Genomic DNA, 22,482 nt, shown 5'->3' with positions numbered 1-22,482 from the left:
CTTACTTCTTACCTTTCGATCTTCTGTCGCGTTGAATAGTGCTTCTGCCCTGCACAGCATAAGAGACGAGCGAAATGACCAACATGAAGCTGAACATGATGATCACAAGGGCGCTCGTCTTCGGGCCGGGCCATCCCTTTTGAGAGTTGTACAGCACGTGCTGAACCGTGGTGTAACGCGTACCGGCAATGATCTTGATGACCGCGTAATCCGTAAACACGGAGCCTAAGGCCATCAACGCAGATACCAGTATACCCGAGAGCATATTGGGCACGATTATGCGAAAGAATGTATACAGGCCGTTGGCGCCCAGAAGCTCCGCGGCCTCCAGAAGCTGACGGACATTGATCGCATAGAGATTGTTTCGTATCCCCCGATAGATAAAGGGCAGTATCACCACGCAGTAAACGCAGACCAGCATCACCATGCGATTGGAAAAAATCGTTCCCTTGCCCGCGTACAAGGACAAAACCGATATAGCCAGCACAACGCCGCGCAGTGTGTAAGGGATCATGGAAATACCCTGAATAACCGAGTCGAGCTTGGGGCAGTGCAGTATGGCCACATACAGTGCCATAATCACCACTACGCCGGAAATGAATATAGGAATGCCACTGATAATCAAGCTTCGGTTCATGGACTCCCAGAATTCCGGAGTCTCAAACAACAGTTCCCGCCAGTAGTCAAGGTTGGGAAAACCACTGGGGATCAGCTCCAGCCAGCTTACCGTGAGCGAATACATAAGCGTCGCCGCGATCGGCAGTAGCAGAACGAAGGTCAAAACAATCAGAACAAGCTTGTGGCCTATAATGCTCTTCTTCACTTCTGCAGGCCTCCCTTAACGCAACGCTTCTTCAAAATGTTCGTAATCAGCATCACGAGCAGGATGATCAGAATCATCGTGATGGAAAGGGCGGAGCCCAATTCCGTCTTCTGTTTGGAATCGCCTGAAAACATGGACGCTATCTTTATGGGGAGCATGGTTGCGTTCGCGCCCATAATCATATACACCGTTGTATAAGTGGTAATGGAATCCGCAAACATCATACTGGTGGTACCCAGAAGAGAGGGGAGCAGATTCGGTATGCCGACCTTCCACCAGAACTGCGCGCTATTCGCGCCCATCAGCGTCGCGGATTCTTTCCACTCCTTGCGGATGGTTTCAAATCCCGGGATCAGCAGCAGCGTGCCCAGGGGAATTGCAAACCAGATGAACATGGGGATCATGCCCTCACTGCTGTAGAGCTTGTACTGGGTAATAAACTCAATGCCCAGATGTTTCGCCGCCAGCATAATGAAGCCCGTGTTTCCGAACATCAACATGAACGAAAAAGCGAGAGGAAAGCCCGCAAAGTTCTGCGTCATGTTCAGTATGGGCATAAACCATCTGCGCGCGGAGAAGCCGATGGAGGTAACCGCCAGCGCCGCGAAAAAGCAGATCACCATACCGATGGCGGTGCTGAGCAAAGCAACCTTCACGCTGTTCCAGGTGGCAATGTAATATGCCGGCTTCGTAGCGATGGTAGCATAATTCTGAAATGTGAATGCACCTGAGGCGGGATCCAGAAAGCTCTCGACGACCATATTGGCGAGCGGTATCATCAGGAATGCGATCACCAATATAAAAAAGGGCAATGCGGGTACCCAATGCACCAAGTTTTTCAGTTTGTGCTTCATGTATCGAACCTCAATTTCTATTGCGAAGTCAACCACTCTTTCAGCCGGCTCTATGTAGCAATCAGTCTTGAACGGCCCATTGCCCGCTATCAGTATCAACGATCAGAAGCCTTTGGGCTGACGCTTACGGCTTCCGATGGAGGGGCAGCCAACTTTCCAGGTAATTACAATCGAGACGGCAATAACCACCCGTGTTTCCATAAGACGGAATCCCTGCGGTCGCGGGCCGTATCGACGCTCTGTGGCAGGAGGGAAGGCATTCCCTCCTGCCGCGAATGATTCACCGATCAAGTATTAGCCGATATAGGGAACAACTTCCTCTTCCCACAGCGTGGATATCTGCGCGCAGGCGGCAGCCAGGGCAGCCGCGCTCTCGGGCGCGGTGGTGTTCTGATACCACTCATTGCCAAGAACCGGAGCGTCCGTGGGGATTTCGATGTCGGTGCGGATGGGGCGGGCGCCGCCGTACGCACGGTCGATCTGGCCTTCCTCGCTCAACATGTACTCAAGCGTCAGCGCGGCAGCTTCCGGGTGGGGCGCCCACTTGTTGAGAATCAGCGCATAGCCGGTGGTGATGGCGCCGTCTTGCGGGATCACGGTGGTCAGATGCAGACCATCCTGTGCCTTGGCGTTCAGCTGGGCGGCCCAGTCGGTGCCGTTGAAGTCAAAACGGCCGCAGTGGCACACGACTTCGCCGGATTCCATGTCGGCCATCTGTCCGTCCAGAGGAGTAATGCGGCCGGCTTTAGCCAGCTCCACGAAGTAATCGATGCCGGGTTGCACATTGTCAAATCCGCCGCCCATGGCGATGGCGCAGGCCAGGATGTTCGCCTGAGAGGAAGCGCCGCCGATGACATTGCCCATCGCGACGACCAGGTCGGAATCTTTCAGCTCCGCCCAGGTGGTGGGAATCTCGCCGTCATACTGCGCGTCGTTGATGATGAAGCAGGTGGTACCAGTATAGGTTACGGTCCAGTTGCCTTCGGGATCTTTGGCCCAGTCAGGGATCGAATCCCAGCAGGAGACCTTGTAGGGCTGCAGGCAGTCCTCCGCCATGGCGGTCTCGGTGAAAGCAAAGCCGACGTCGCCGATATCCTTGGTGGGGTCGTCCTTCTCCGCCACGAAAATTGCGATCTCTTCGCCGGAGCTCATGTCAACATCGCCGTGATCGAGACCGTAGGTCTCTTTGATGCCTTCCCAGCTGTAATCCCAATGGGTCCACTCGTTGGGCATGCCGACGGATTGCACTTCTCCCTGAGCCTTGGCGGCGGCGATGATCTCATCGAGCGTCAGCGTGCGCAGATCCACCGCTTCTTCGGCGAAGGCGACAGACAGCGTTGCAATCGTCATGAGGCATGCAAGTGCGATGGCGAGGATCTTCTTCATTGTTTGTACTTCCTTTCTTTCCCTTGGTATTCTATCAACAAAACAGCTTGCCACGCAGAATCGTTCACGGCTTTCCTCCGCAAGCGGCGGACGCGTCTCGAGCCGGCGTGCGCGCTGTTAAGTTCCGTAGATTATCGCTTTAGCAGGCTGACGCCTTCCCATTCCGCGCCGGGCTGTACGCCGATAATAGCCGCTATGGTGGGTGCAATATCCTTGATGTTTATGCCGTCCACCGCGCCGGGTGCCAGCTTCGCGCTGTGAAACACGATGGGTATGGTCATATCCTCCGGGATATCGTCGCCGTGATTTCGGCCGTGTCCGCCGTGGTCGGCCGTAACGATCACACTGTATGCCTCCGGCAGCATATGGCAAATGTGATCGATGCACTCCGAGGCGGTCTTGACCGCGTTTAAATACTCCGGGGACATCCATCCGTATTTATGGCCGATTTCATCGGTCTCGCCCAGATACAGAAAGACAAAATCCGGCGCAAGCTCGCGGATGTGCTCCTCGGCCGCTCGGGTTGCACGCCAGTCCAGTTGCTTTTCCTTGTAATAATGCCAGGACATATACCAGCTGTAGCTCAGATGATTACGGGGTGTGCAAAGATCCCGAAGTCCTTCCCACATATAGAAGAAAGCCGTCGTCTTGCCTGCTTTGGCCAGGACCTCCACCAGACCGTCTATGGGGTGGTTCTGCTTCACAAAATCGTTTGAGTAAACGCCGTGCCGCTCGGGATCCACGCTGTGAAACATGGACATATGGCAGGGCAGCGTTACGGGCGGATACGTGGTGGCACTGTTCAGGCAGTGCGTTCCCGAACGATAAAACGCCTCAAAATCGGGGTTTCCGCAGGCCGGAATGCTGTCAGGGCGCATACCGTCCACCAATATCAGCAAAACTTTATCCGACATGGGCAATCATTTCCTCCTTGTCATCCCGCAGCGCGATCCGCACGGGCTTTCTTTCGCGGTAAATCGTGTACGCGTCATATCCGCAAGCCGACAATAATGCAACAGCCTGATCAAAGCCTTCGCCCAGCAAAGACGCGGTGTGCGCGTCACTGCCGATGGTGACATACTTACCGCCCAGTTCCCGAAAGCGTTTCACCGCCCACTTTTCCGGGCCTACGCGTTTCTGCCAATCGTAGGTACCCCGGGTGTTGATTTCCAGGGCAATCTGTCTGTGCGCGGTCTCCTCCAATATGGGTTCTATCAGATCGCGGTATTGAAGCACGCTCGCCTCTCTTACCTTGCCCCGCAATACGCGCAGCGGGTAATCCAAGTGTGCCAGACTGTCAAAACCGCCCATGCGCGCCAGATCCAGCATGGATGCAAAATACTGGCGGAACATCGCATCCACTTCCTCCTCAGAAGCATAAGGCAGTTTATAAATGTCCGCGCCGTCCGGCAGAAAGTGTATGGAGCCGATGACAAAATCAAACTCCCGCTTCCGCAAAAACGCCTCGGTCTCCACGGGCATATCGATGGGGTTCCCCACCTCAATGCCGTACAACAACTCCGAAATACCGAAACCGCGCTTCATCAGCGCTTCGTACTCGCTCCGCCTTTGCGCCTCGTTGTTCAGATAGCTGCTGATGCCCTCCGGACCGAGCGTCATATCGCAATGATCCGTCGTGGCCACAATGTCCACGCGGCGGGACGCCGCGCCGGAACAGATCTCCGTCAGCGTAGGCTTTCCATCAAAGGAGTAGCAGCTGTGGCAGTGCAAATCGCAGGCCATATTATCTCCAAATCATCAAAAAATAGGATTATACGGTCAAAACATTGTCATTCATATTATAGACATAGCGCAGGACTCTGTCAATGCTTTTTTCTGCATTCTACCACATTTCTGAATTTTGTTTCCCAATCTCGGCAAATTTCAGAGAGTCGCTTGCAATCAAACGCCGATTATGTTATACTTTTCCGGATTAAGGCTGGCTTATTTCTCTGAATCCAATATGGGGAATGAATGAGGAGACATGTATGAAGGTTGACCGTCATTGGCAAATGAAACAATATCTTTTGGAAAGAAAGGCAGTCACAAACAAAGAACTGTGCGATAATTTTAATATTTCCATTGAGACGGTGCGACGGGATTTGACAACTCTGGAGGAAGAAGGCGTCCTTCGGCGCGTTTATGGCGGCGCCGTCCTGGCAGATGATAATATTATGCCCGAGTTGATGCAGCCATGGGCCACACGTTATCAGCAGAATCAGGCAGAGAAGGCCGCAATCGCTCAGGAAGTGTTGAAGTATATTCCCAACAACGCCACCATCGCCTTGGATTCGGGCACAACCATCTTCAGTATTGCCCAGTTATTAAAGCAACGCAGCAATCTGACCATCATTACCAACTGCATGCGTTCCGCGCTTGAAATCAGTCTGAACTCCACACACAATATCTATTGCGTCGGCGGGCTTTTGAAAAAGGATGAGGTCATCACGACCGGATTCTTCGCCGTGGACTTTTTAAACTATTTTTCCCGCATCGATCTGGCGATTATCGGCGCGGATGGTTTGGACACCGACAAAGGCGTCACAGACTTCAGCGTGGAAATGGGAATGCTCAAGCGCATCATGGTGGAGAAGGCTGATAAAGTCATCCTCGCAACCGACAACAGTAAGTTTGCCAGCAACGCCCTGTACAAGTCGTGCAGCATCGAGGACATCGATATCGTAATCACCGACGCCGGCACATCCGCGGAGAATGTGAAAGCGCTGCGCCACAGGGGCATAGAAGTGATGCAAGTGCATCCGTAGGACGTCGTGCCCGTGCAGAAAGCCCTTTCAAGCGAAGCCTCGTCGGATCATTCCATCCGTTCGGCATCAAGGAACCGGAGCAATTCACGCATACCGGTTCCTTTTTTTGCACTCACCTCGAATATGGGATCAGCGCCCGCCAGCGCTAGAAGTTCCCGCGCCCGAGCACATTGCTGCGCGGTGGCCAGACCCACTTTCGTCACAACGCCCGCCACCGGCAGGGAAAAAGCGCATGCCTGTCCGAGCGAAAACATATAGCGGCTCTGATCCGCCGCCAATACAAACAACACCTGTTCCACTTCAACCGACGCGACGAGAGCGCTCGCAAAAGGGAGCGGTGCTCCAGATATCCGCCCGGGGTATCGTCGATAGATCCGCTTCTCATTGTAGTGGGTATGGTATCGGCTGTTCATCATCCGTCATCCTGCGATAGCCGTAGATTCCGTTGTACTCCGCGTAGGGATAGCCGATCCTGTGCAGCTGTTCCCCGCGCTCCAGTTCACGCGCTCTTTTCGCGTCTCGTCCATTTGTAATAGGAGGAGCGGTTCAGGTTCACAAGCTCGCATAATGCCGCGACCGCGTACCCTTCCTCCCGGGCTTGCTCGAAAACGGCGATATACAGCGCCTCCTGCCTCACTCCGTTCAGCCTCGCCTCCTTTCGACCTCCCGCAGTTTGTTAGCAGCGCTATCTCCATATCCTTTCGCTTGTTCGTCGCCTGCAACAGCCGGTTCTCTGCGCGCAGGGGTTCGATTTCCGTCATCTCCTCCAGCTTTTTGTGCTTACCCCGCTTGTCGGCAAGACCGGAAACCCCAGAATGTTCATACTTGTTTACCCAACTGTAAACCTGCTGGTAGGATACCTGATACCGCTCAATCGCCGCGCCGTAGTTCTTCCCCTGTTCGATGCAGTAGGTAACGATCTCGATCCGTTCCTCCAGTGTCGTCGCGCGTCCCTTGGTCATGTAGATCTCACCCCCACTGTTCGGGCGTTTGAATCCCTTTTGACCATTATACCGCTTGACCCATTTCGATACCATACACGGGCTGCTGATCGAACATTTCTTGCACAATCCAAGCAGCGAGGTATGTCCCGATAGGTATTCCTGGGCGACCCGCACCTTGAGAGCCGGGGTATACCTCCTGTTATGGCTCCGAGGGATCAGTCCCTCGCATCCTCGCGTTTGATATAGAACGATCCACTCTCGGAAAGTTGATTTGCATATTCCATATCTCCGGGCAACCTCTGTGCTGCTGACTTTCCCGAAGGTACTTCTCAACAGCAACGATCTTCCCCTCCCCAGACACCTTCGCCTTTTGCGGCACAACAATGCTCCCCCTTCCGTAGTAGTGGTTTTTGTCTTTCCACTGTCTACTTTGAGGGAGCATATCACCTACCGAGAAGGGCTCTTCAAATCCTATGATTGTATTTCAATCAGCGCTCCTGGAAGTTGATGGAGACATGATAGGCGTCGTAGCGGGCGAAGTAGCGGCGCAGCCGCTCCGGGAGGCCAGAGGCTAGAAAGCGCCCGGCGCCGTGCAGCTCGATCTCGCCCAGCGCGCGGCTGACGGCGGCGCCCCGGTGGATTTCGCAAGGGGCGGGGTCGCCGAAGAATTCGAGGCACATGGAAAGGATCACGTCCTCGGGCAGCATCAGGCGCTCAATCCGTTGGTCAAACACCGTATGCCCCGCCTCGTCCTGAATTGTAACCCGCGTCAAACTCCGCCCGGGATAAAAGCCCATCGGTCAGGTAATCTCCAGGTAGTCCGGATCGGGCAGCGCCGGGAACGGCGCGGTGGGCAGCGTCTGATACCAGTAGGCGACGGAAGCCATGTCGTCCTGCCGCGGCTGATAGCGCCAGTCCTTGTACCATCCCAGATCCTGAATGGTCACCTTGAGGTCATTCTCAAAGCGGATCGGGTCCACCACGTGCCAGCGGTACATCGAAAAGCGCTGCTGCGACTTGTACAGTCCGTCGGGGATCTCCACATGGTACATGCCGCCGTAGAGCGAGTTGTAGGGAATGTATTTGCCGGCCACATCCCAGTCGAACGCGCCCAGGAAGTAGTCCTCGGTGCCGGTGCCGCAGATGGTGGGGTTCTCGTCGCCGTCCATGAAGAACTTGATCTCCCCCTCGCCCCACCACTTGCCTAGGCCGTTCAGCCCCACAGACAATGAGGTGCCGACGTAATGGCCCCGGCCCCTTACGCCTTCGAGGATCGTGAAGTCCTCTTTAAAGGGCACGGGGTTGACGCGGCGGAACTGGGCGTGGAAGTAGGCGGCCTCCTCCGGGATCTCCATCAGGGCGTAGTTGACCTGGTAGTAGACGATGCGCTCCTTGTCCTTGTGGCGGTTCTCCAGCGTGATCTTGGCCTTCGTGCGGAAGGGCATCGACCAGAAGCAGTTGAGCGCGTGGTTGGGGTTGACGCTCACCATCGCGGAATTCAGCTGGTCAAACTTCACGTCGAACCAGTTCTCGCTGTTGTTATACCAGCCGCAGGCGAAAAAGTCCGAGACCGGCGCCTCGACGCTGGGCTGCTCCTGTTCGTCCCAATAGAAGCGGATGATGATGTCGCGGCTGATGTGGCCGGTGAGCCAGATGCTCTGAATGACGCCGGGGCCTTCGATTTCGGCCATGGTGAACACTTCGCCCGGCTGCACCGCGTAGGAAGGCGAGACCTTCCAGCCCCTGCCCAGGTCGCGGGCACACTTTTCGCCGGTGCCGGCGGTGGCCAGCGCACCGGCATTCTTTTCGCCGGTCATGTTTTCCGCGGAAATGCTGCGGGACTTGGCGATAGAGAGTAGCGGCAGCGTAGAAGGGTTGGTGAAGAATCCGTCAAACATGGCAGGTTCCCTCCTTGAAATCACCGGAAATCTTATTGTCCGGTTTCGGTTTTGAGGTTGGGGCGTTCTTGGATGCGGCTGAGAAGGCTCAGGAAGATGGAGCCCTTGCCCATGAAGTGGTAGTCCCCGTAGGCGATGAAGGGGACGAGCAGGTCCTCCTCGGATATGCCAAACTTCTGGCAGAGCGCAAGCTGAAGTTTGACTCCCTCCTCGGTGGCCAGGTCGTACTTTTCCACCGTGTATCCCTCGGGCAGCGCGTACCTGAGCCACTTGGAGACTTCCTTGCAGCTTTCGCAGTATGAGGAGTACAGGTAGATGATATTGCCCGGTTCCTGCTTGCCCTGCTCCTCGGCCGCCTTCTGGACGGCATCGTAGCCGGGGTAGCCGGTCAGGCCGCCCTTCAGGTATGAGACAATCTGGCCGTCCTGCAACCCGTCCGCCAGGAACACCGCCTCGCCGATGAACATGGTGGGCCAGGGCACATCCCCTTGGATGCCCAGCGCCTTCAGGCGCCCGTCGCGCTCGTCCAGAAGACCGGAATTCTCCCTGAGATTGTAAAGGACCAGATCGTAATCGATGCCCTGAAGCAACTGTCCGTAGCGCGCCGCCATCTCGCGCTCCACGGCGCATTCGCCGCAGCCGCGGCCCACCCCGCCCATGCACTTGCCGCAGGGGTCGATCAGGTAGACCTCCAGCCGGGTCTTCTCGGGCTCTGCCGAGGTCAGAAGGCTCAGCGCCATCATCAGCGCAAGCAGTGGCAGCAGGATCTTTTTCATCTCGGCACGCGCTCCACTTGCGCCGGAAGTTTGGGGAAGGTGCCGTGGGGCTCCAACTGATACCAGTAGGCAACGGTGGAGATGTCATCGCAGCGCTCGAACATGGTCCCTTCGCTGGAACCGATCTGCTGGATGGTCACGCGCAGGTTCTTGTCGAAGGCTATCGGGTCGTAGATGTGGAAGCGGTACATGCCGTGCATGCCGGACAAGCTCCCCGCGTACTCCTCCTCATCCATCGGGATGGGCATGCTGGCGAAAGGGTAGCCCATGAACGGCGTCATGAACAGCGCGGGTTCCACCATCCGGTGGCGCTGCCGCAGAAAACGACCGCCGAAGTAATTCTCCAGCCCGCCGTCGCAGATGCTGGGCCAGGCGTCGTCGTCAATGTAGAACTTGACCTCTCCCTCGCCCCACCAGTCCCGCTGCAGCGGCATATAAGCCATGTACATGCCCATGAACTTTCCGCGGCCGGTCACGCCGTCCAGCACCATGTAGTCCATGCCCTTTTCGGCCTGGTTGTCGCGCCGCCACTGGGCGTGGAAGTAGCCAACGTCCTCCGGCAGGAGGTCGAGCAGCGCGTAATGGATGGAGTAATAGAACTTTTCCACCCTCGCGCCCTGGTTTTCCATGGTAACGCGCGCCGCGCGGCGAAAGGGCATTGAGAAGAAGCAGTTGAACCCGCCCGCCGGCGCCACCACGATGGGCAGCGAGTTGATTTGCGTCCTCCGAGCAAAGCCGCAGCAGAAGAAATCCCCCAGCGGGCATTCGACCGACGGTTTTTTTTCATCGTCCCAGTAGATGCGAAGCACAATGTCCCTCAGGGCGTTGGCGCGGGCATGCTCGCACTCCGGCAGCGAGATCCATATGCGCTGAATCACACCGCAGCCACGGATGTCGCCCAGCATGGTGGCGCAGTCCTCCATCAGCGTGATGGACGGCGAGCCCTTGCGGGAGACGCCCAGCTGGCTGGACTCGCGCCCGCCCATGTTCTTTTCACCAGTGATGTTCTCCGGGCTGATGCACCGGGTGCGCACGCTGTTCAAAATCGGCGCGGAGCCCAGCCCGGTTTCCAAATTATGGCCCGGACCGAATTGCATGTTTGCCATAGGCCATCCCCCTTCGCGTAAGCGCTTTGTCCGATTATATCACAGTTTTCCAGGGTTTGACAAAGGCTTATTACACAACACGCTGCGCCCGCCGCCAAGCCCCGTCATCGGCGGCCGGGAGGAAGTGCACTGTTCGGTCACATACGGACAACGCGACGCAAATTTGCAGGTGGTCAGCGAAAATTCCCGGGTTTCCGCCTCCGACATGACGATGCTGCTCTTCCACTTTTCGCCCACGTGGGGAACCGAGTTCATGAGCAGCCATGTGTACGGGTGAGCGGGGCGCTCCATGATCTCCCTGGACGGCCCAAACTCTATCAGGCTGCCGCGGTAGAGGGTGGCGATGTAGTCCGACACGTAGTAGGCGGTGGACAGGTCGTGGGTCACGTAGATGAAGCTGATGCCGTACTCGTCGCGGATCTTCCGAAACAGGTTGACGATGTTGATCTTCATCGAAGCGTCGATCATCGCCACCGGCTCGTCCGCAATGATCAGCTTGGGCGAGGTGATCAGCGCCCTTGCGATCGACACCCGCTGCAGTTCGCCGCCTGAGAACTGGGTGGCGTACTTGCCTGCAACCACGTCCAGGCTCATGCCAACGGGCCGGAGGGCTTTGTCCGCCTTCTCCTGCGCCTCGGCCTTCGAGCGCGCGCCGCCGTAGGCCCGGGCGGTGTCCATCAGGTAGTTCAGGACCTCGCGGCGGGAGGAGAACGCGTCGAAGGGGTCCTGGAAGATCGGCTGCACCATCCGGCAGAAGTCCCGCTCCCTCAGCGCGCGATAGCTGGTCAGGTCGCGCCCGTCCAGAAGGATCTGCCCGGAGGTCGGGGCCAGGAGCCGGAGGATCATCTTGGTCAGGGTGGTCTTGCCGCAGCCCGATTCGCCAACCACCGAGAGAATCGACGCACGCTCTGCCGGCAAGCTGAAGGATACGTTGTCCACGGCGCGCATCTTCTTGCGCGAAAGGAAGCCGCCGATGCGGAATTCTCGGGTCAGTCCCTTGACCTCCAGGAGGTTTTCCGCCATGGCTCACGCGCCTCCTTTCAGTTCGTCCATTCTCAGGCACGCGGCGAAGCGGCCCGGCTCGACCTCGGTGAGTTCGGGGATCGATTCGGAGCACGCGGCGCAGGCGTACCTGCAGCGCGGCGCAAAACGGCAGCCGGGCGGTGGGTTGCGAAGCGACGGCGGCGCGCCGGGGATGCCCTCGCGCTCCGAGTGGTCGCCCACCCTGGGCAGCGCGCCGATCAGCATCCGGGTGTAGGGGTGCAGCGGTCGCGCGAAGATCTGCTCCGTGGGGCCCAGCTCCACGAGGCTCCCGGAGTACATGATACCCATGCGGTTTGTGATCTGGTAGTGCACGCCCATGTCGTGAGAGACGATCACCAGCGTGTTGCGCATCTTTTTCTGGAGCTCGGTCAACATCATCAGGATGTTGCGCTGCACCACCACGTCCAGCGCCGTGGTCGGCTCGTCGGCAAAGATCATGCCCGGCTGCAGGAAGGTGGCCATCGCGATGACCACGCGCTGGCGCATGCCGCCGGAAAGCTGATGGGGGTACGCCTGGAGCACATCCAGCGGCAGGTTGAGCTCGGCCAGGTACTGCTCGATCCGGTGGCGCATCACCTGCCGGCCCTCGCCCCTGCGGTGGCGGCGGAACAATTCGTAGAACTGGTCCTCGATCCGGTACACCGGGTTCAGAACGCTCATCGCGGCCTGCGGCACGTAGGAGAGCTGGTCCCACCAGGCCTTTTGAATTTCGCCGCTGGCCATCTCCCGGACGAGGCCGTTTTCCCGGGTGCTCAAGACCACGCGGCCGCCCGACAACTCCAGCGGAAAGCGCACGATGTCGTACATCAGCTTGAGCAATGTGGATTTGCCGCAGCCCGACTCCCCCGCGATGCCGAAGATCTCGTCGTCCAGGATGTCAAAGCTGACGTGGCTGACGGCCTGCACCGGGCCGGTGATGGTGCGGTATCGGCCGGACACGTCCTGAAGCCGCATCATGCTACCGCCCCCTCTTTGCCGCCGTGTAGTCGTTGTAGCCGGTGTAGGTCAAAAACAGCCCGATGAAGAGCAGCGCCGTCGCAACCACCGGCGAGCCGATCCACAACCACTGCTTGAGCATGATCGCATGGTACTGGCGTGCCCAGTAGATCATGTTGCCCAGCGTGGGCGTGGTGGTGGACGAAAGGCCCAGCACAGCCAGCGACGCCTCCGCGCCGATCGCCACCAGGATGGTATTGACGAAGTTGGCCATCGACCAGCTCAAGACGTGGGGCAGGATCTCCACCGCGATGATCTTGAGCCGGCCCTCGCCGGCGAAGTGGGCGGTGTTGATGAAGTCCCGCTCCCTGAGCGTCAGCGCCATGGAGCGCGACTGCCGGGCGGGCCACGGCCAGTTGAACAGGATCAGGATCAGCGCGATGGCGTAGATCGACGCGCGCCCCCTCAAAACCGAACCCATCAGAATCAGGATGGGCAGCGACGGGATCGAAATGATGGAATCGCAGATGAACATGATCCCCCGGTCCACTGGGCCGCCCGTAAACCCCGCGAACAGGCCCATCATCACGCCGATGGCCGTAGCGAAGAAGGCCACCAGGATGCCCAGGATCATCGACATGTGGATGGAGCTGATCAGAAGCCAGAAGGTGTCCTGCCCCTGCTTGTTGGTGCCGAACAGGTGATCCCAGCTGGGCTTCATGTTTTTCCGGAAGTTGCTCAGCCCCATCACGTTGTCCGGGCAGAACAGATACACCACAAAGCCCAGGATCAGAAACAGCGTGACAATCGCAAGTCCGATTTTCAGCCTGAGGTTCATGCTGCGCCAGACCTGACGGAAATTAGCTCTATAGTCGGTATTCAATGTCCCATCCCCCTTTGCGTTTGATCGGATCCGCGCCTAACATCACTTGTAGCGGATCCTGGGGTCCAGGAACGGGTAGATCATGTCGATGATCAAGGTCGCGGTGGCCACCGCGATGATCGAGATGGTGATCAGGCCGATCAGCAGGTTGTAATCCGCGCTGTAGATGGACGTGGAAATCAGTTGGCCCACGCCCGGGTAGTCGAAGATGATTTCGCACATCAGCGAACCGGAGAACAGGCCGCCGATCTGCAGCGCCAAAGCCGTCACCTGCGAAAGGATGGAGTTGCGGAACACATAGCGGTAGCCGATGGTGGCTTCGCTCAGGCCCTTCAGCCGCCCGTAGGCGACGAAGTCCTCCTCCGCCACGCCCGAGGACAGCGATTTCATGCTGATGATCCACCAGCCGGTGCCCACCAGCATCAAAGAAATCGCGGGCATGAAGGCGTTGTAGACCACGCCCCTGACCCAGTTGAAGGAGAACTCAAACCGGGGCATCGAGGGGATCAGCGGGAACCAGCGGTAGATGTAGGCGCAGAAGATCATGATCACCAACGCCATGATGAAGTAGGGCGTCGGGTAGATGCACATGCTGACGGTTTCCATCAGCTTCGAATACCAGGCGTTCTTCTTGAACCCGGCGAGCAGCCCGATGGCGTTGCCGATAATCCAGGAAATCAGCGTCGTGGTCAGCAATAGCCCGACCGTGTACGGCAGCGCCTGCGCGATCAGCTGGGAGACCGCCATGGGGTAGCTGGACAGCGAAGGCCCGAAATCAAGCGTCAGCATGCGGCCCATCGTCGCCGCGTACTGCTGCAGCATCGTACCCTCGAGCCCGTACTGCTTCATCAGCGACTCGCGGATCGCCTGGACGGCGTCCGGCGTCAGCGTGGTGCCCATGGTGACGATCTTGCCGATCATCGTCTCGATCGGGTCGGACGGCAGCATGCGCTGGATGAAGAACACGACCGTAATGCCCACCAGCACCGTGAGCAGCCACAGCGCGACCCGGGTCAGTATGAATTTCCAGAGTTTCACATTTGCCTCTTTCTGTCAGCGGCTTGAAAGAGCCCGGGTGGCGGGCGCGAGGTTCCCGCCAACCGGGTCGCCGCCTGTGACGGGGCTTAAGTTACATTACTTCCCGGTCGCCTTGAACTCGTTCATGATGTAGCGGAAGTTGCTCCACCACCACCACGGCCCGTTGTAGGGGTTCGCGGAGTCCGGGTAGTTGGTCCAGTAGTAGTTGTCGGTGGGCACGAGTTTCGAGGTGCCGAACATCGGGATCCACGCGCATTCGTCGGCCAGCGTCTTCAGGATCTCAACGCCCAGCTCGTGCACCTTGGGATCAGCGGAGGGCAGCTTGCCGAGTTCGTCCACCAGGCCGTCGATCTTCGCGGAGGTGAAGCGGGTCTGGTTGGCAGCGGCGGCCTTGCCGTTGTCCACCACGTACTTGCTGTGCCAGCCGATCACCTGGCTGTACAGGTCGTCCAACACGCCGCAGGACGGCCAGTAGGAGCCGGCCGTGAAGTTGCCGGTGGGCCAGTTGGTCCAGAATGTGGAGCTCTCGCAGGCCTGCACGGTCACGTCGAAGCCGAACGCGCGCCACTGGTCGGCCACCGCATAGGCCAGGCGCTCGGACTGCACTTCGTAGCCCGACGGAGCCAGAATCTCAAAGGACAGCTTCTTGCCGTCGTAGGTCCACATGTTGTCGGTGCCGCGGCTGAGGCCGGCGGCCGTCAGGAGTTCCTCGGCTTTCGCCGGGTCGTTCTTCCACCAGCCGACGCCGAACAGCTCGACCAGCTGATCCTCGGTCATGCCCTCGATGGCGGAAATGCCCTGGTCTTTCAGCGCGTCGTACAGCTTGAGCGCGTAATCCTTGTCGAAGGGCTGATAGCCGTCCGCCCAAGTGTAGCCGATCAGCCAGTCACGCATGGGCTTGAAGTAGGAGTTGCTGAGGAAGGTCGTCGGCGGCATGCACAGCGGGGAGACGCGCATCTGGCCGTTGAAGGTATCCAGCGAAGCCTGCACCATGTCCAGGCTCAGCGCCATCGCCCAGCGGACCTGGGCGTTGTCGAACGGGGCTACCTTGTTGTTGAACACGATGCCGCGCTCGCAGGGGTCGTCGAAGCAGCCGAATGGGTAGTCCGGCAGCCAGCACTTGACGTTCGGATTGGTGACCTGCACCACTTCCCACGCCTCGGGGGTGATGTCGCACAGGATGTCCACCTCGTTGTTGTTGATGGCCATGACCTTCTTCTCTTCGGTGCCGAAGGAGGTGAACAGCACATACTTGGGCTCGGGCACCTTGCCGGTCACGGCGAAAACGTCGCTCTTGTCGGCGTCGGCGCGCTTCTCATACAGGAACCAGTAGCCGTTAGGGTCGCGGTCCTTGAGGACGTAGGCCCCCAGGGACAGGGGGTTGGTGTACATGTCGGAGGCCAGGTCGTGGCTCTCGAAGTAGTGCTTGGGCATGGGATAGAAGAAGTTGCCCCAGACCAGCGCCGAGAACTGCTGCTCGATCTTCGGGTCTGGGTTGACCAGGTCGATCTGCAGTTCGTAATCGCTGAGCAGCGTCGCCTTGGTCACCAGCGTGGCCATGCGGGCGCCGCCGGAGATGGCGTCCTTCTTCTCGATCAGTGTGTTGATGGTGAACACCACGTCGTCCGCAGTAAAGGGCACGCCGTCGCTCCAGTTGATGCCCTGGCGGATCTTGATCTTGTAGCTGGTGAAGTCGGCATTCAGTGCTTCCGGCATGCCGTCAGCCAGGTCGCCGAACACCTCGCCGGTGATGGTGTTGACTTCCCACAGGTGGGCGTACACCAATTGGTGCAGGCCCTGGTTTACGTTCGTACCGGTCAGGTAGACGTTGTTCTGCGTCGCATTGGGCACCTGGCCATCGAGGTTCTCGACGACCAGCGTCTCGCTCCTCGGGGTTCCAGCGACCGTCTTCACGTCGTCGGCCATCGCGGGTACTGCCATGGCGATCACAAGCGTCAGGGCCAGAAGTAGCGCGAGTCCCTCCCTCATGAAAAGACCTCCTTTTATTGTGCGGCGCCATTGCCGCAACTTCGCTGTTTACATTATAAACAACCAATAAGAGGTCCAACAATATCGTTTTTTGTGGTTTGATGCCTACATTTTGCGCACTTAAACAACAAGAAATCAATTAGAGACACAACGTGCGCCGACGGTGTTTGGATGATCTGCATAAAAGTCACTCGTCTTCGCCTAACGAAACGCCAACATCGTCCGGCGGCCTCTCCGGCGCGCCATCCGCCGGCGCCGCATCCAGAAAGCTCACCTCCTCCTCTTCCGGCACGGCCTGGAACTCCTTGCGGAACTGCATCGGCGACATGTTTTTGAGCTTTCTGAACTGCGCGAAGAAGCGGGATTGATTGATGTAGCCTACCATGTTGGCGATGTCACAGATGGGGTATTGGGTGTTGATCAGAAGGCGCGTGGCCTCGCTAATGCGCAGGTCGATCATGTAGTTGTGGGGGGATACACCCATCTTTTCCTTGAAGAGGTGGGACAGGTGGTAGTAACTGATGTGCAGCTGGTTGGCGACGTCGGTCATGGAGATGTCGCGCATGTAGTTTTCTGCGATGTAGCGCTGCACCTGCTGCACAGTGGAGGAAGGGTCGTTTTTCTGGATTTCGCCGTGCTCTGCATCGATGATTCGAAGCACCAGAAGGATCACGCTCTGCAAAAGGTTCTGGCAGATCTGCTCGTACCCCACGTTCTTGCGCACGCATTCGTCCACCATCATGCCCAGGCAATTCTGGAAAAATCTCGCGTAGGCGCCGGTGGAGAACACCGGGGAGATCTCCTCCGGCAGGATCGAGCCCTCCGGCAGGCCGCAAACTACCATGTCGCTGAAGCGGATGGAGTAGTAGCAGGCTTCCCTGGGCACGCGGACGACGCGCTCCCTGTGGAATACCCCGGGGTTGTAAAGCACCAGATTCTGCGCGCCCGCCTGGTAGCGGATGCCCTCGATGTCCAGTTCGTACTCGCCTTCGAGGAAGTAGATCATCTCGACGCTGTCGTTGTGCGCGTGGGGAATGATGGGCAGCTCCCGGGCATCCGAACACATCCCGACGCACCGAAGGATCGGGTTGTGCAGGATTCTCATCACCTGCCCGGAAAAGTCCACCACGTGCAGATTGGCCATAGCCCGCGTCCGTCCCTCCCACCCGATCCGGTGAACCGGCCTTCAGAGGCAAAAAGATCCGCCGCAACGATGAATGAGTGTTTTGGATTGGTATTGGTGGCGTCATGCCACCCAGGCGTAGATCAGCGTCAAAGCCAGGACCAGCGCCGTGACCAGCTTGATCAGCGGCATTCGCCTTCGCACAAATTCCGAGACGGTGAGGAGCGTCTGCCCCCGCGCCACGACAAAGCTGAGCACGGCCGACGGCGCGAGGAACATCAGGCAGTACCCCACCAGCATCGGAAAGAACGTGCCCAGACCGTTGCCGGCCTGGATCGCCGCCAGAAGCGCTGCCAGGTACACCTGCCCGGCGCATAGAAATTCTCCCGCCGCGACCAGTACACCCAGCGCGGCAGCCACTAGCGTCAGCGGGCCAAAAGGCCTCTCCAGCGCCTGGCGCATGCGCACCTGCAGGCTGCGGCGCAAGGCCGTGGGCAATTGATTGAGGATCTCGCCATAGCGCTCGCGCCGGGCCATCCAGGCGTCGCGCAGGTTGAAAAGAATCAAAACCGCCGCAAGCACCGTCAGCGCGATCTTCGCCGCCAGCTGCAGCCACTGGGGGTTCCAGGCCTGAAACGCGCCCAACAGCAGCGTTCCGATCAGAAGATAGGTGACAAACTTCGCGCCCAGGAACACCGCCGCGCACCTGATCGCGTTGGTTTTAAGGTTGGCCAGCACCGCCAGAAGGAGCAACAGCATGGACAATGCGCAGGGGTTCAGCCCACCCACGAGCCCCGCGGCCAGCATCGGTCCCCAGATCAGCGCGGGGGCCGAGCCCTCGCCCGGCTCCTCCAGCGTATGAAGCGCTGCCCCGGCGGAAAGACCTTCTGCAAGAAAGCGCCGGATCTTGTCGGCCCCCGCATAGTACGTATCCCCCGCCAACACCATCGGCGCGGTTCGATTCTCCTGAGGCACCCGGTAGGCGTCGAACAATCTGACCGCGCGGCCGGGGTCGCTCGTCAAATTGACACGAACGACCTCGACCGGAGAGGAAAACGCCTCTCCGCCTTCCGCCACCTGGACGGCATCCGGCAGCGCGTCGATCAGCGAAGACACTTCGTGGCAGCTTTCGCATGCGGTTATGTAGATATAATACAGCCTGCTGGGGCGCGCCTCGGCCAATGACGGCATGCATAGCAGTAGTACGGCGATTGATAAGAATATGGATCGCACGGCTGAGGGTCTATACTTCCCGGATAGGTCAACCATAAGCCGTCACCCCCGTATCGCCTTTGCCCTCACGTGAAAGTATTATAACATATCTTTTATTCCGGGACAAACAGATAAGAACCATTGTTACTTACTGCTGGATTGTCAACCCCAAATCGGACAGATTTTATAAGGTGTAGGTTTCCTTAAGCTCCGCCGGTGACAGGTAGCCCAGCGTACCGTGCAGGCGGACGTTGTTGAACCAGTGCACGTAGTCAGCCAGTTCCAACTGAAGCTGATCGAGTATGCCAAGGCGGCGGCAGGAGACGAACTCCGCCTTGATCCTCTTGAACGTCGATTCGGCCACCGCGTTGTCGTAGGGGCGGCCCTTCATGCTCAGGGAGCGGTTGATCTGGAAGCTCTCAAGCAATTCGTCGATCAGGGCGTTGTCGAACTCGCTGCCCCGGTCGGTATGGAACATCTGGATGTCAAAGAGGCTCCCTTTCACCGTTGAAAAGGCCTTGTGTACCAGCTCGGCGTTCTTGTATGCGCCCGCGCTGTATCCGATGACCTCACGGGCATCGAGGTCAAAAAGGATGGGAACAGCCGCTTCGTTGCTCCTGACTGCATGGACGCGGTACTTCTTGCGGGTATAGGCCGATACAAGCCCGCGCTCTTTTATGATCCGCCCGATCCTGCGCCGGGAGACTATTGGCAAAAGAAGCGTTGGAGCATTTCCGCTTTTGCGCCAGAGGTCTGAAGCTGCCCCAGTTTAAGGCGTGCTTGAAAATGCTCCGAAACTGGGAGGAATACATCCTCCATTCCTTCGATTGCCCCTATACCAACGCCTTTACCGAAGGCGTGAACAATGCGACCAAAGCACTCAAGCGTGCAACTTTCGGCATGCCTAACTTTCATAATGCCCGCGCTCGCATTTTGCACTGCTTTCCTTCGCACCCCTACGGTTGACAAAGAGCCCTAAAAACGGGCATTTTGTGCAATGTGCACAGGAAACAGGCTGATATAAAGCGAAAACCCACCGTTCTTTGGTGGGTTTGATGTCCTATCCGACATTAGTTACGCGGGTGCATTGGGTGCATGGGGGTGCATCAATACACGGAACGATTCTCTCCAAAAACCCACAGCATACCCAACCCAATGAACATTTAAAAGTGGTATCAACTGTCGTGCCGGTGGAATGACAATTTCAATATCCGTCAATCTCGATGCTACAACGTGAATCAAAGAAACTTAGTCAGATTTTCAACCAATTACATGAGCCGATCAGTAGGATCGCCTGCAACAATTATTCAATTATGGCTTATTACATGCAAGTGTTTACGCCCTTAGATGATTTCTTGAGAGATGAAGCGGAAATGATCGTCTGACCAAGTAACGAAATTTGTGTAGTCTTTGGTGCCGTAGTATTTGATTCCATTATAGTTGAGTGTGTAGTGGCAAAAATCCCCCACGAAATTGGGAATTAAGTAGGCCCTTTTAATAACCGGTTCAGTGGGGTCAAATTGAAAACGACAATGGCGCAGGAACAAGTTGCCCTTCCCTTCCATAGAAAGATCGAGCAGACGGATGGGGGTATTCAGCGCCAGCTTTGCAAGCTGAATTCGAGGTGCAGGGACATGCTTATTCACCTCTACTAGCGCACCCTTTCGTTGGTCTGAAAAATGTAACTGGTAAACTAAAATGGCGGGTTTGTGGCAAACAAAAATCCCTACTATTTTCCAAATAAAAGGCCACGGGTTATACTTGGATGAAGAGTATACAACCGAGGTGGCCGGAATGGTAGGGACAACGATGTACGTGAAGATACAGGAACTGAGACGGAAGGGATACAAGAAACAACGAGCGGCGCGGGAACTTGGGATCGACACGAAGACGGTACGGAAGTACTGGGAGATGAGCGAGGCAGAGTACAGCACATACCTGCTGGAGACGAAGGAACGGTCGAAGATCATGGACCCGTACCGGGACTACGTGCTGGAGCAGTTGCGGAATCACTCTGAGATCACCAGCGCCATCATCTACGACCATCTGTTGGAGAATTTCCATGGATTTGCGCCATCATACCGGACGGTACGGCTGTATGTATGCAACCTGCGGGACGCGGAAGGGATCCCGGCTCCGGGGAAGATCCGGCAGTACTGCGAGGTAGAAGAATTGCCTCTAGGTCTGCAGGGTCAGGTGGACATGGGACAGCAGACGATGCAGGACGCATATGGCAAGAACGTGAGGGTGTACATCTTTGCCATGGTGCTGAGCGCATCCAGGTACAAGTATACGTGCTTTCAACTGGAGCCCTTTACGGCGCAGACATTCATCGAGGCCCATGATCAGGCATTCCGGTACTTTGGCGGGCGGCCTTGCGAGATTGTGTACGACCAAGACCGTGTCATGGTGGTAAGCGAGAACGCGGGGGATATCATCTTTACCGAAGCGTTCGAGAACTACCGGCAATACGCGGGATTCTCGATACGGCTGTGCCGTGGGTACGATCCGGAAAGCAAGGGCAAAATAGAAGCGGTGGTAAAGTACATCAAGCGCAACTTCCTGTCATGCCGTGTGTTTCATGGGATCAGCCGGCTGAACAGCGACGGACTGTCGTGGCTGGACAGGACGGGTAACGCCCAGGTGCATGAGACGACAAAGATGGTGCCGAGGGTGATGTTCCAGGAAGAACAAAAGCACCTTGCGCGGGTGCCGGAGCTGGGCGGAAGCATGCTGCTGCCCAAGCTGGCGGCGGTGCGGAAGACCAACGTGGTGGTGTATCGCCAGAACCGATACCAGATGCCGCTGGGTACTTACCAGCCGGGCCGGAAGGTGCGAATCGAGTCGGAAGAAGAGGCGGGCATGGTCCGGTTCTTTGACCAGGATAGCGACGAACTGTTGCAGACTCACACGCTGTCACTGGGCGTGGGCAAGCTGGTGCGCACCTCACATGCCGACCGCCCTCGCCACCAGAAATTGATTGAACTGCGGCGCCAGGTGCTTCAGGGGTTCGGCGACACGGAACTGTCCGAACGATTCGTGGAAGGCATTCTTCAGAGAAAACCCCGCTACGCCAAAGACCAGATGAACTGGCTGATCAGGCTGCAGCGGCTGTCCAGCCCGGAGGAGCTGGATACGGCCGTCGCTTACTGCCTGGAGCGCGGGCTGTTCGGTGCGTCCGATTTCCGCGATACCCTGGAATACTTCAAATCCAAGCCCGAACCGCCTCGGCTAGCGCCCGTGATGCTGCCGCTGAAATACAGCCTGGTCGTCGCCAGCCAGCGCCCGATCCAGGCCTACTCCAGCCTGCTGAAAGGCGGTGATCCGCGATGAATCCCGTCGCTGAAATCCGCACTCTTGCCAGGCAGCTCGCCCTCACACATCTTGCGCAGCGCCCGTTTGACTTCCTCTCTGAGCCTGTTTCAAACGAGCAGTTCCTGCTTGACTGCCTCCGCGGCGAAGTCGCCTACCGCGAGCAGAAGGCGCAGGAGCGCAGAATCAAGCAGGCGCAGATCCCCACTTTCAAGGACTTCGACTCCTTCGACACCGATTTCCAGCAGGGCCTCACCCCCTGGCAGCTCCAACAGCTCGCCAATCTCAACTGGATTGAGGGCGTCTACAACCTCATCCTCATCGGCCCGCCCGGAACCGGCAAGACCCACATCGCCCTCGCCATTGGCAACAGAGCCCTGCAGCAAGGCTACA

Annotated in this window: 23 protein-coding genes and 2 pseudogenes; 4 read left to right on the top strand and 21 right to left on the bottom strand. The window is 57.7% G+C overall.

Annotation, left to right across the window (positions count from 1 at the left end; all coding sequences use genetic code 11):
- Position 1: 1 nt before the first annotated feature.
- The 5 genes from ACH6CV_RS12110 to ACH6CV_RS12090 all read right to left on the bottom strand — a co-directional run bounded on the left by ACH6CV_RS12110 (position 2) and on the right by ACH6CV_RS12090 (position 4,806).
- Complete coding sequence (locus ACH6CV_RS12110; protein ID WP_456358463.1) at positions 2 to 823, bottom strand: ABC transporter permease; 822 nt, start codon at positions 821 to 823, stop codon at positions 2 to 4.
- On the bottom strand, positions 820 to 1,677 hold the full coding sequence (locus ACH6CV_RS12105) for an ABC transporter permease (RefSeq protein WP_456358462.1): 858 nt from the start codon (positions 1,675 to 1,677) through the stop codon (positions 820 to 822). The genes ACH6CV_RS12110 and ACH6CV_RS12105 overlap by 4 nt, the downstream gene beginning before the upstream one ends.
- 294 nt (positions 1,678 to 1,971) lie before the next feature.
- Positions 1,972 to 3,063 (bottom strand): extracellular solute-binding protein, encoded by a 1,092-nt coding sequence (locus ACH6CV_RS12100; protein WP_456358461.1) that lies wholly within the window; start codon positions 3,061 to 3,063, stop codon positions 1,972 to 1,974.
- Positions 3,064 to 3,194: 131 nt separating this feature from the next.
- On the bottom strand, positions 3,195 to 3,977 hold the full coding sequence (locus tag ACH6CV_RS12095) for an alkaline phosphatase family protein (protein ID WP_456358460.1): 783 nt from the start codon (positions 3,975 to 3,977) through the stop codon (positions 3,195 to 3,197).
- Complete coding sequence (locus ACH6CV_RS12090; protein WP_456358459.1) at positions 3,967 to 4,806, bottom strand: PHP domain-containing protein; 840 nt, start codon at positions 4,804 to 4,806, stop codon at positions 3,967 to 3,969. The genes ACH6CV_RS12095 and ACH6CV_RS12090 overlap by 11 nt, the downstream gene beginning before the upstream one ends.
- Before the next feature lie 245 nt (positions 4,807 to 5,051).
- On the opposite strand from ACH6CV_RS12090, the gene ACH6CV_RS12085 reads away from it, so the two are divergent.
- Positions 5,052 to 5,828, top strand: a complete 777-nt coding sequence (locus tag ACH6CV_RS12085) for a DeoR/GlpR family DNA-binding transcription regulator (RefSeq protein ID WP_456358458.1) — start codon at positions 5,052 to 5,054, stop codon at positions 5,826 to 5,828.
- Positions 5,829 to 5,875: 47 nt separating this feature from the next.
- Here ACH6CV_RS12085 and ACH6CV_RS12080 read toward each other — a convergent pair whose 3' ends face one another.
- The 15 genes and pseudogenes from ACH6CV_RS12080 to ACH6CV_RS12010 form a co-directional block, all read right to left on the bottom strand.
- Entirely contained in the window at positions 5,876 to 6,241 is a 366-nt protein-coding gene (locus ACH6CV_RS12080) for a EutP/PduV family microcompartment system protein (protein WP_456358457.1), read from the bottom strand.
- A 6-nt stretch (positions 6,242 to 6,247) separates the two neighbouring features.
- Positions 6,248 to 6,790 (bottom strand): transposase, encoded by a 543-nt coding sequence (locus ACH6CV_RS12075; protein ID WP_456358498.1) that lies wholly within the window; start codon positions 6,788 to 6,790, stop codon positions 6,248 to 6,250.
- 186 nt (positions 6,791 to 6,976) lie between these two features.
- Positions 6,977 to 7,219, bottom strand: a pseudogene (locus ACH6CV_RS12070) (helix-turn-helix domain-containing protein); the annotation flags it as partial.
- Between the two features lie 41 nt (positions 7,220 to 7,260).
- Positions 7,261 to 7,506, bottom strand: coding sequence for a hypothetical protein (locus ACH6CV_RS12065; protein WP_456358456.1), 246 nt, complete (start codon positions 7,504 to 7,506; stop codon positions 7,261 to 7,263).
- 66 nt (positions 7,507 to 7,572) lie between these two features.
- The gene (locus ACH6CV_RS12060) at positions 7,573 to 8,670 is read right to left on the bottom strand and encodes a glycoside hydrolase family 172 protein (protein ID WP_456358455.1); all 1,098 of its coding nucleotides are present in this window, start codon (positions 8,668 to 8,670) and stop codon (positions 7,573 to 7,575) included.
- A 32-nt stretch (positions 8,671 to 8,702) separates the two neighbouring features.
- Positions 8,703 to 9,446 (bottom strand): hypothetical protein, encoded by a 744-nt coding sequence (locus ACH6CV_RS12055; RefSeq protein WP_456358454.1) that lies wholly within the window; start codon positions 9,444 to 9,446, stop codon positions 8,703 to 8,705.
- Positions 9,443 to 10,552 carry a glycoside hydrolase family 172 protein gene (locus ACH6CV_RS12050; protein WP_456358453.1) on the bottom strand — a complete coding sequence of 370 codons (1,110 nt, stop codon included), beginning with the start codon at positions 10,550 to 10,552 and terminating at the stop codon, positions 9,443 to 9,445. Before ACH6CV_RS12050 ends, ACH6CV_RS12055 begins: the two co-directional genes overlap by 4 nt.
- 39 nt (positions 10,553 to 10,591) lie before the next feature.
- A complete protein-coding gene (locus tag ACH6CV_RS12045) occupies positions 10,592 to 11,575 on the bottom strand; it encodes an ABC transporter ATP-binding protein (RefSeq protein WP_456358452.1) in 984 nt (327 codons plus the stop codon).
- A gap of 3 nt (positions 11,576 to 11,578) precedes the next feature.
- Positions 11,579 to 12,553 (bottom strand): ABC transporter ATP-binding protein, encoded by a 975-nt coding sequence (locus ACH6CV_RS12040; protein ID WP_456358451.1) that lies wholly within the window; start codon positions 12,551 to 12,553, stop codon positions 11,579 to 11,581.
- Position 12,554: 1 nt separating this feature from the next.
- Positions 12,555 to 13,415, bottom strand: a complete 861-nt coding sequence (locus ACH6CV_RS12035) for an ABC transporter permease (protein ID WP_456358450.1) — start codon at positions 13,413 to 13,415, stop codon at positions 12,555 to 12,557.
- A 42-nt stretch (positions 13,416 to 13,457) separates the two neighbouring features.
- On the bottom strand, positions 13,458 to 14,453 hold the full coding sequence (locus tag ACH6CV_RS12030) for an ABC transporter permease (protein ID WP_456358449.1): 996 nt from the start codon (positions 14,451 to 14,453) through the stop codon (positions 13,458 to 13,460).
- A gap of 96 nt (positions 14,454 to 14,549) precedes the next feature.
- Positions 14,550 to 16,442, bottom strand: coding sequence for an ABC transporter substrate-binding protein (locus ACH6CV_RS12025; protein ID WP_456358448.1), 1,893 nt, complete (start codon positions 16,440 to 16,442; stop codon positions 14,550 to 14,552).
- 187 nt (positions 16,443 to 16,629) lie between these two features.
- Complete coding sequence (locus ACH6CV_RS12020) at positions 16,630 to 17,586, bottom strand: helix-turn-helix domain-containing protein (protein ID WP_456358447.1); 957 nt, start codon at positions 17,584 to 17,586, stop codon at positions 16,630 to 16,632.
- Between the two features lie 102 nt (positions 17,587 to 17,688).
- Positions 17,689 to 18,681: a hypothetical protein gene (locus ACH6CV_RS12015; protein WP_456358446.1), complete on the bottom strand. Its 993-nt coding sequence runs from the start codon at positions 18,679 to 18,681 to the stop codon at positions 17,689 to 17,691.
- 280 nt (positions 18,682 to 18,961) lie between these two features.
- A pseudogene (locus tag ACH6CV_RS12010) lies at positions 18,962 to 19,369 on the bottom strand (transposase); the annotation flags it as partial.
- 116 nt (positions 19,370 to 19,485) lie between these two features.
- Between ACH6CV_RS12010 and ACH6CV_RS12005 the strand changes: the two are divergent.
- Positions 19,486 to 19,743 (top strand): transposase, encoded by a 258-nt coding sequence (locus tag ACH6CV_RS12005; protein ID WP_456358445.1) that lies wholly within the window; start codon positions 19,486 to 19,488, stop codon positions 19,741 to 19,743.
- A 377-nt stretch (positions 19,744 to 20,120) separates the two neighbouring features.
- On the opposite strand, the gene ACH6CV_RS12000 is transcribed toward ACH6CV_RS12005, so the two are convergent.
- Entirely contained in the window at positions 20,121 to 20,423 is a 303-nt protein-coding gene (locus ACH6CV_RS12000; protein ID WP_456358444.1) for a hypothetical protein, read from the bottom strand.
- A 148-nt stretch (positions 20,424 to 20,571) separates the two neighbouring features.
- Between ACH6CV_RS12000 and istA the strand changes: the two genes are divergently transcribed.
- Positions 20,572 to 22,110: an IS21 family transposase gene (gene istA / locus ACH6CV_RS11995; RefSeq protein WP_456358443.1), complete on the top strand. Its 1,539-nt coding sequence runs from the start codon at positions 20,572 to 20,574 to the stop codon at positions 22,108 to 22,110.
- Positions 22,107 to 22,482, top strand: a 376-nt coding sequence (locus ACH6CV_RS11990; RefSeq protein ID WP_456358442.1) for an ATP-binding protein, incomplete at its 3' end; no start/stop codon positions are given. The genes istA and ACH6CV_RS11990, both read left to right, overlap by 4 nt.

The sequence above is a fragment of the Anaerozeibacter quisquiliarum genome (assembly GCF_051162045.1).
Lineage (GTDB): Bacteria > Bacillota > Clostridia > Christensenellales > Aristaeellaceae > Anaerozeibacter > Anaerozeibacter quisquiliarum.
Note: the sequence above shows the minus strand (reverse complement) of the source record. Positions and strands in the feature narration are given on the sequence as shown.

Bases quoted from the DNA above. Each gene is read 5' to 3' on its own strand.
- ACH6CV_RS12085 (WP_456358458.1), top strand. From the start codon at position 5,052: ATGAAGGTTGACCGTCATTGGCAAATGAAACAATATCTTTTGGAAAGA.
- ACH6CV_RS12095 (WP_456358460.1), bottom strand. From the start codon at position 3,977: ATGTCGGATAAAGTTTTGCTGATATTGGTGGACGGTATGCGCCCTGAC.
- istA (WP_456358443.1), top strand. From the start codon at position 20,572: ATGGTAGGGACAACGATGTACGTGAAGATACAGGAACTGAGACGGAAG.
- ACH6CV_RS12100 (WP_456358461.1), bottom strand. From the start codon at position 3,063: ATGAAGAAGATCCTCGCCATCGCACTTGCATGCCTCATGACGATTGCA.
- ACH6CV_RS12075 (WP_456358498.1), bottom strand. From the start codon at position 6,790: ATGACCAAGGGACGCGCGACGACACTGGAGGAACGGATCGAGATCGTT.
- ACH6CV_RS12045 (WP_456358452.1), bottom strand. From the start codon at position 11,575: ATGGCGGAAAACCTCCTGGAGGTCAAGGGACTGACCCGAGAATTCCGC.
- ACH6CV_RS12090 (WP_456358459.1), bottom strand. From the start codon at position 4,806: ATGGCCTGCGATTTGCACTGCCACAGCTGCTACTCCTTTGATGGAAAG.
- ACH6CV_RS12080 (WP_456358457.1), bottom strand. From the start codon at position 6,241: ATGAACAGCCGATACCATACCCACTACAATGAGAAGCGGATCTATCGA.
- ACH6CV_RS12105 (WP_456358462.1), bottom strand. From the start codon at position 1,677: ATGAAGCACAAACTGAAAAACTTGGTGCATTGGGTACCCGCATTGCCC.
- ACH6CV_RS12020 (WP_456358447.1), bottom strand. From the start codon at position 17,586: ATGGCCAATCTGCACGTGGTGGACTTTTCCGGGCAGGTGATGAGAATC.
- ACH6CV_RS12060 (WP_456358455.1), bottom strand. From the start codon at position 8,670: ATGTTTGACGGATTCTTCACCAACCCTTCTACGCTGCCGCTACTCTCT.
- ACH6CV_RS12025 (WP_456358448.1), bottom strand. From the start codon at position 16,442: ATGAGGGAGGGACTCGCGCTACTTCTGGCCCTGACGCTTGTGATCGCC.
- ACH6CV_RS12050 (WP_456358453.1), bottom strand. From the start codon at position 10,552: ATGGCAAACATGCAATTCGGTCCGGGCCATAATTTGGAAACCGGGCTG.
- ACH6CV_RS12055 (WP_456358454.1), bottom strand. From the start codon at position 9,446: ATGAAAAAGATCCTGCTGCCACTGCTTGCGCTGATGATGGCGCTGAGC.
- ACH6CV_RS12040 (WP_456358451.1), bottom strand. From the start codon at position 12,553: ATGATGCGGCTTCAGGACGTGTCCGGCCGATACCGCACCATCACCGGC.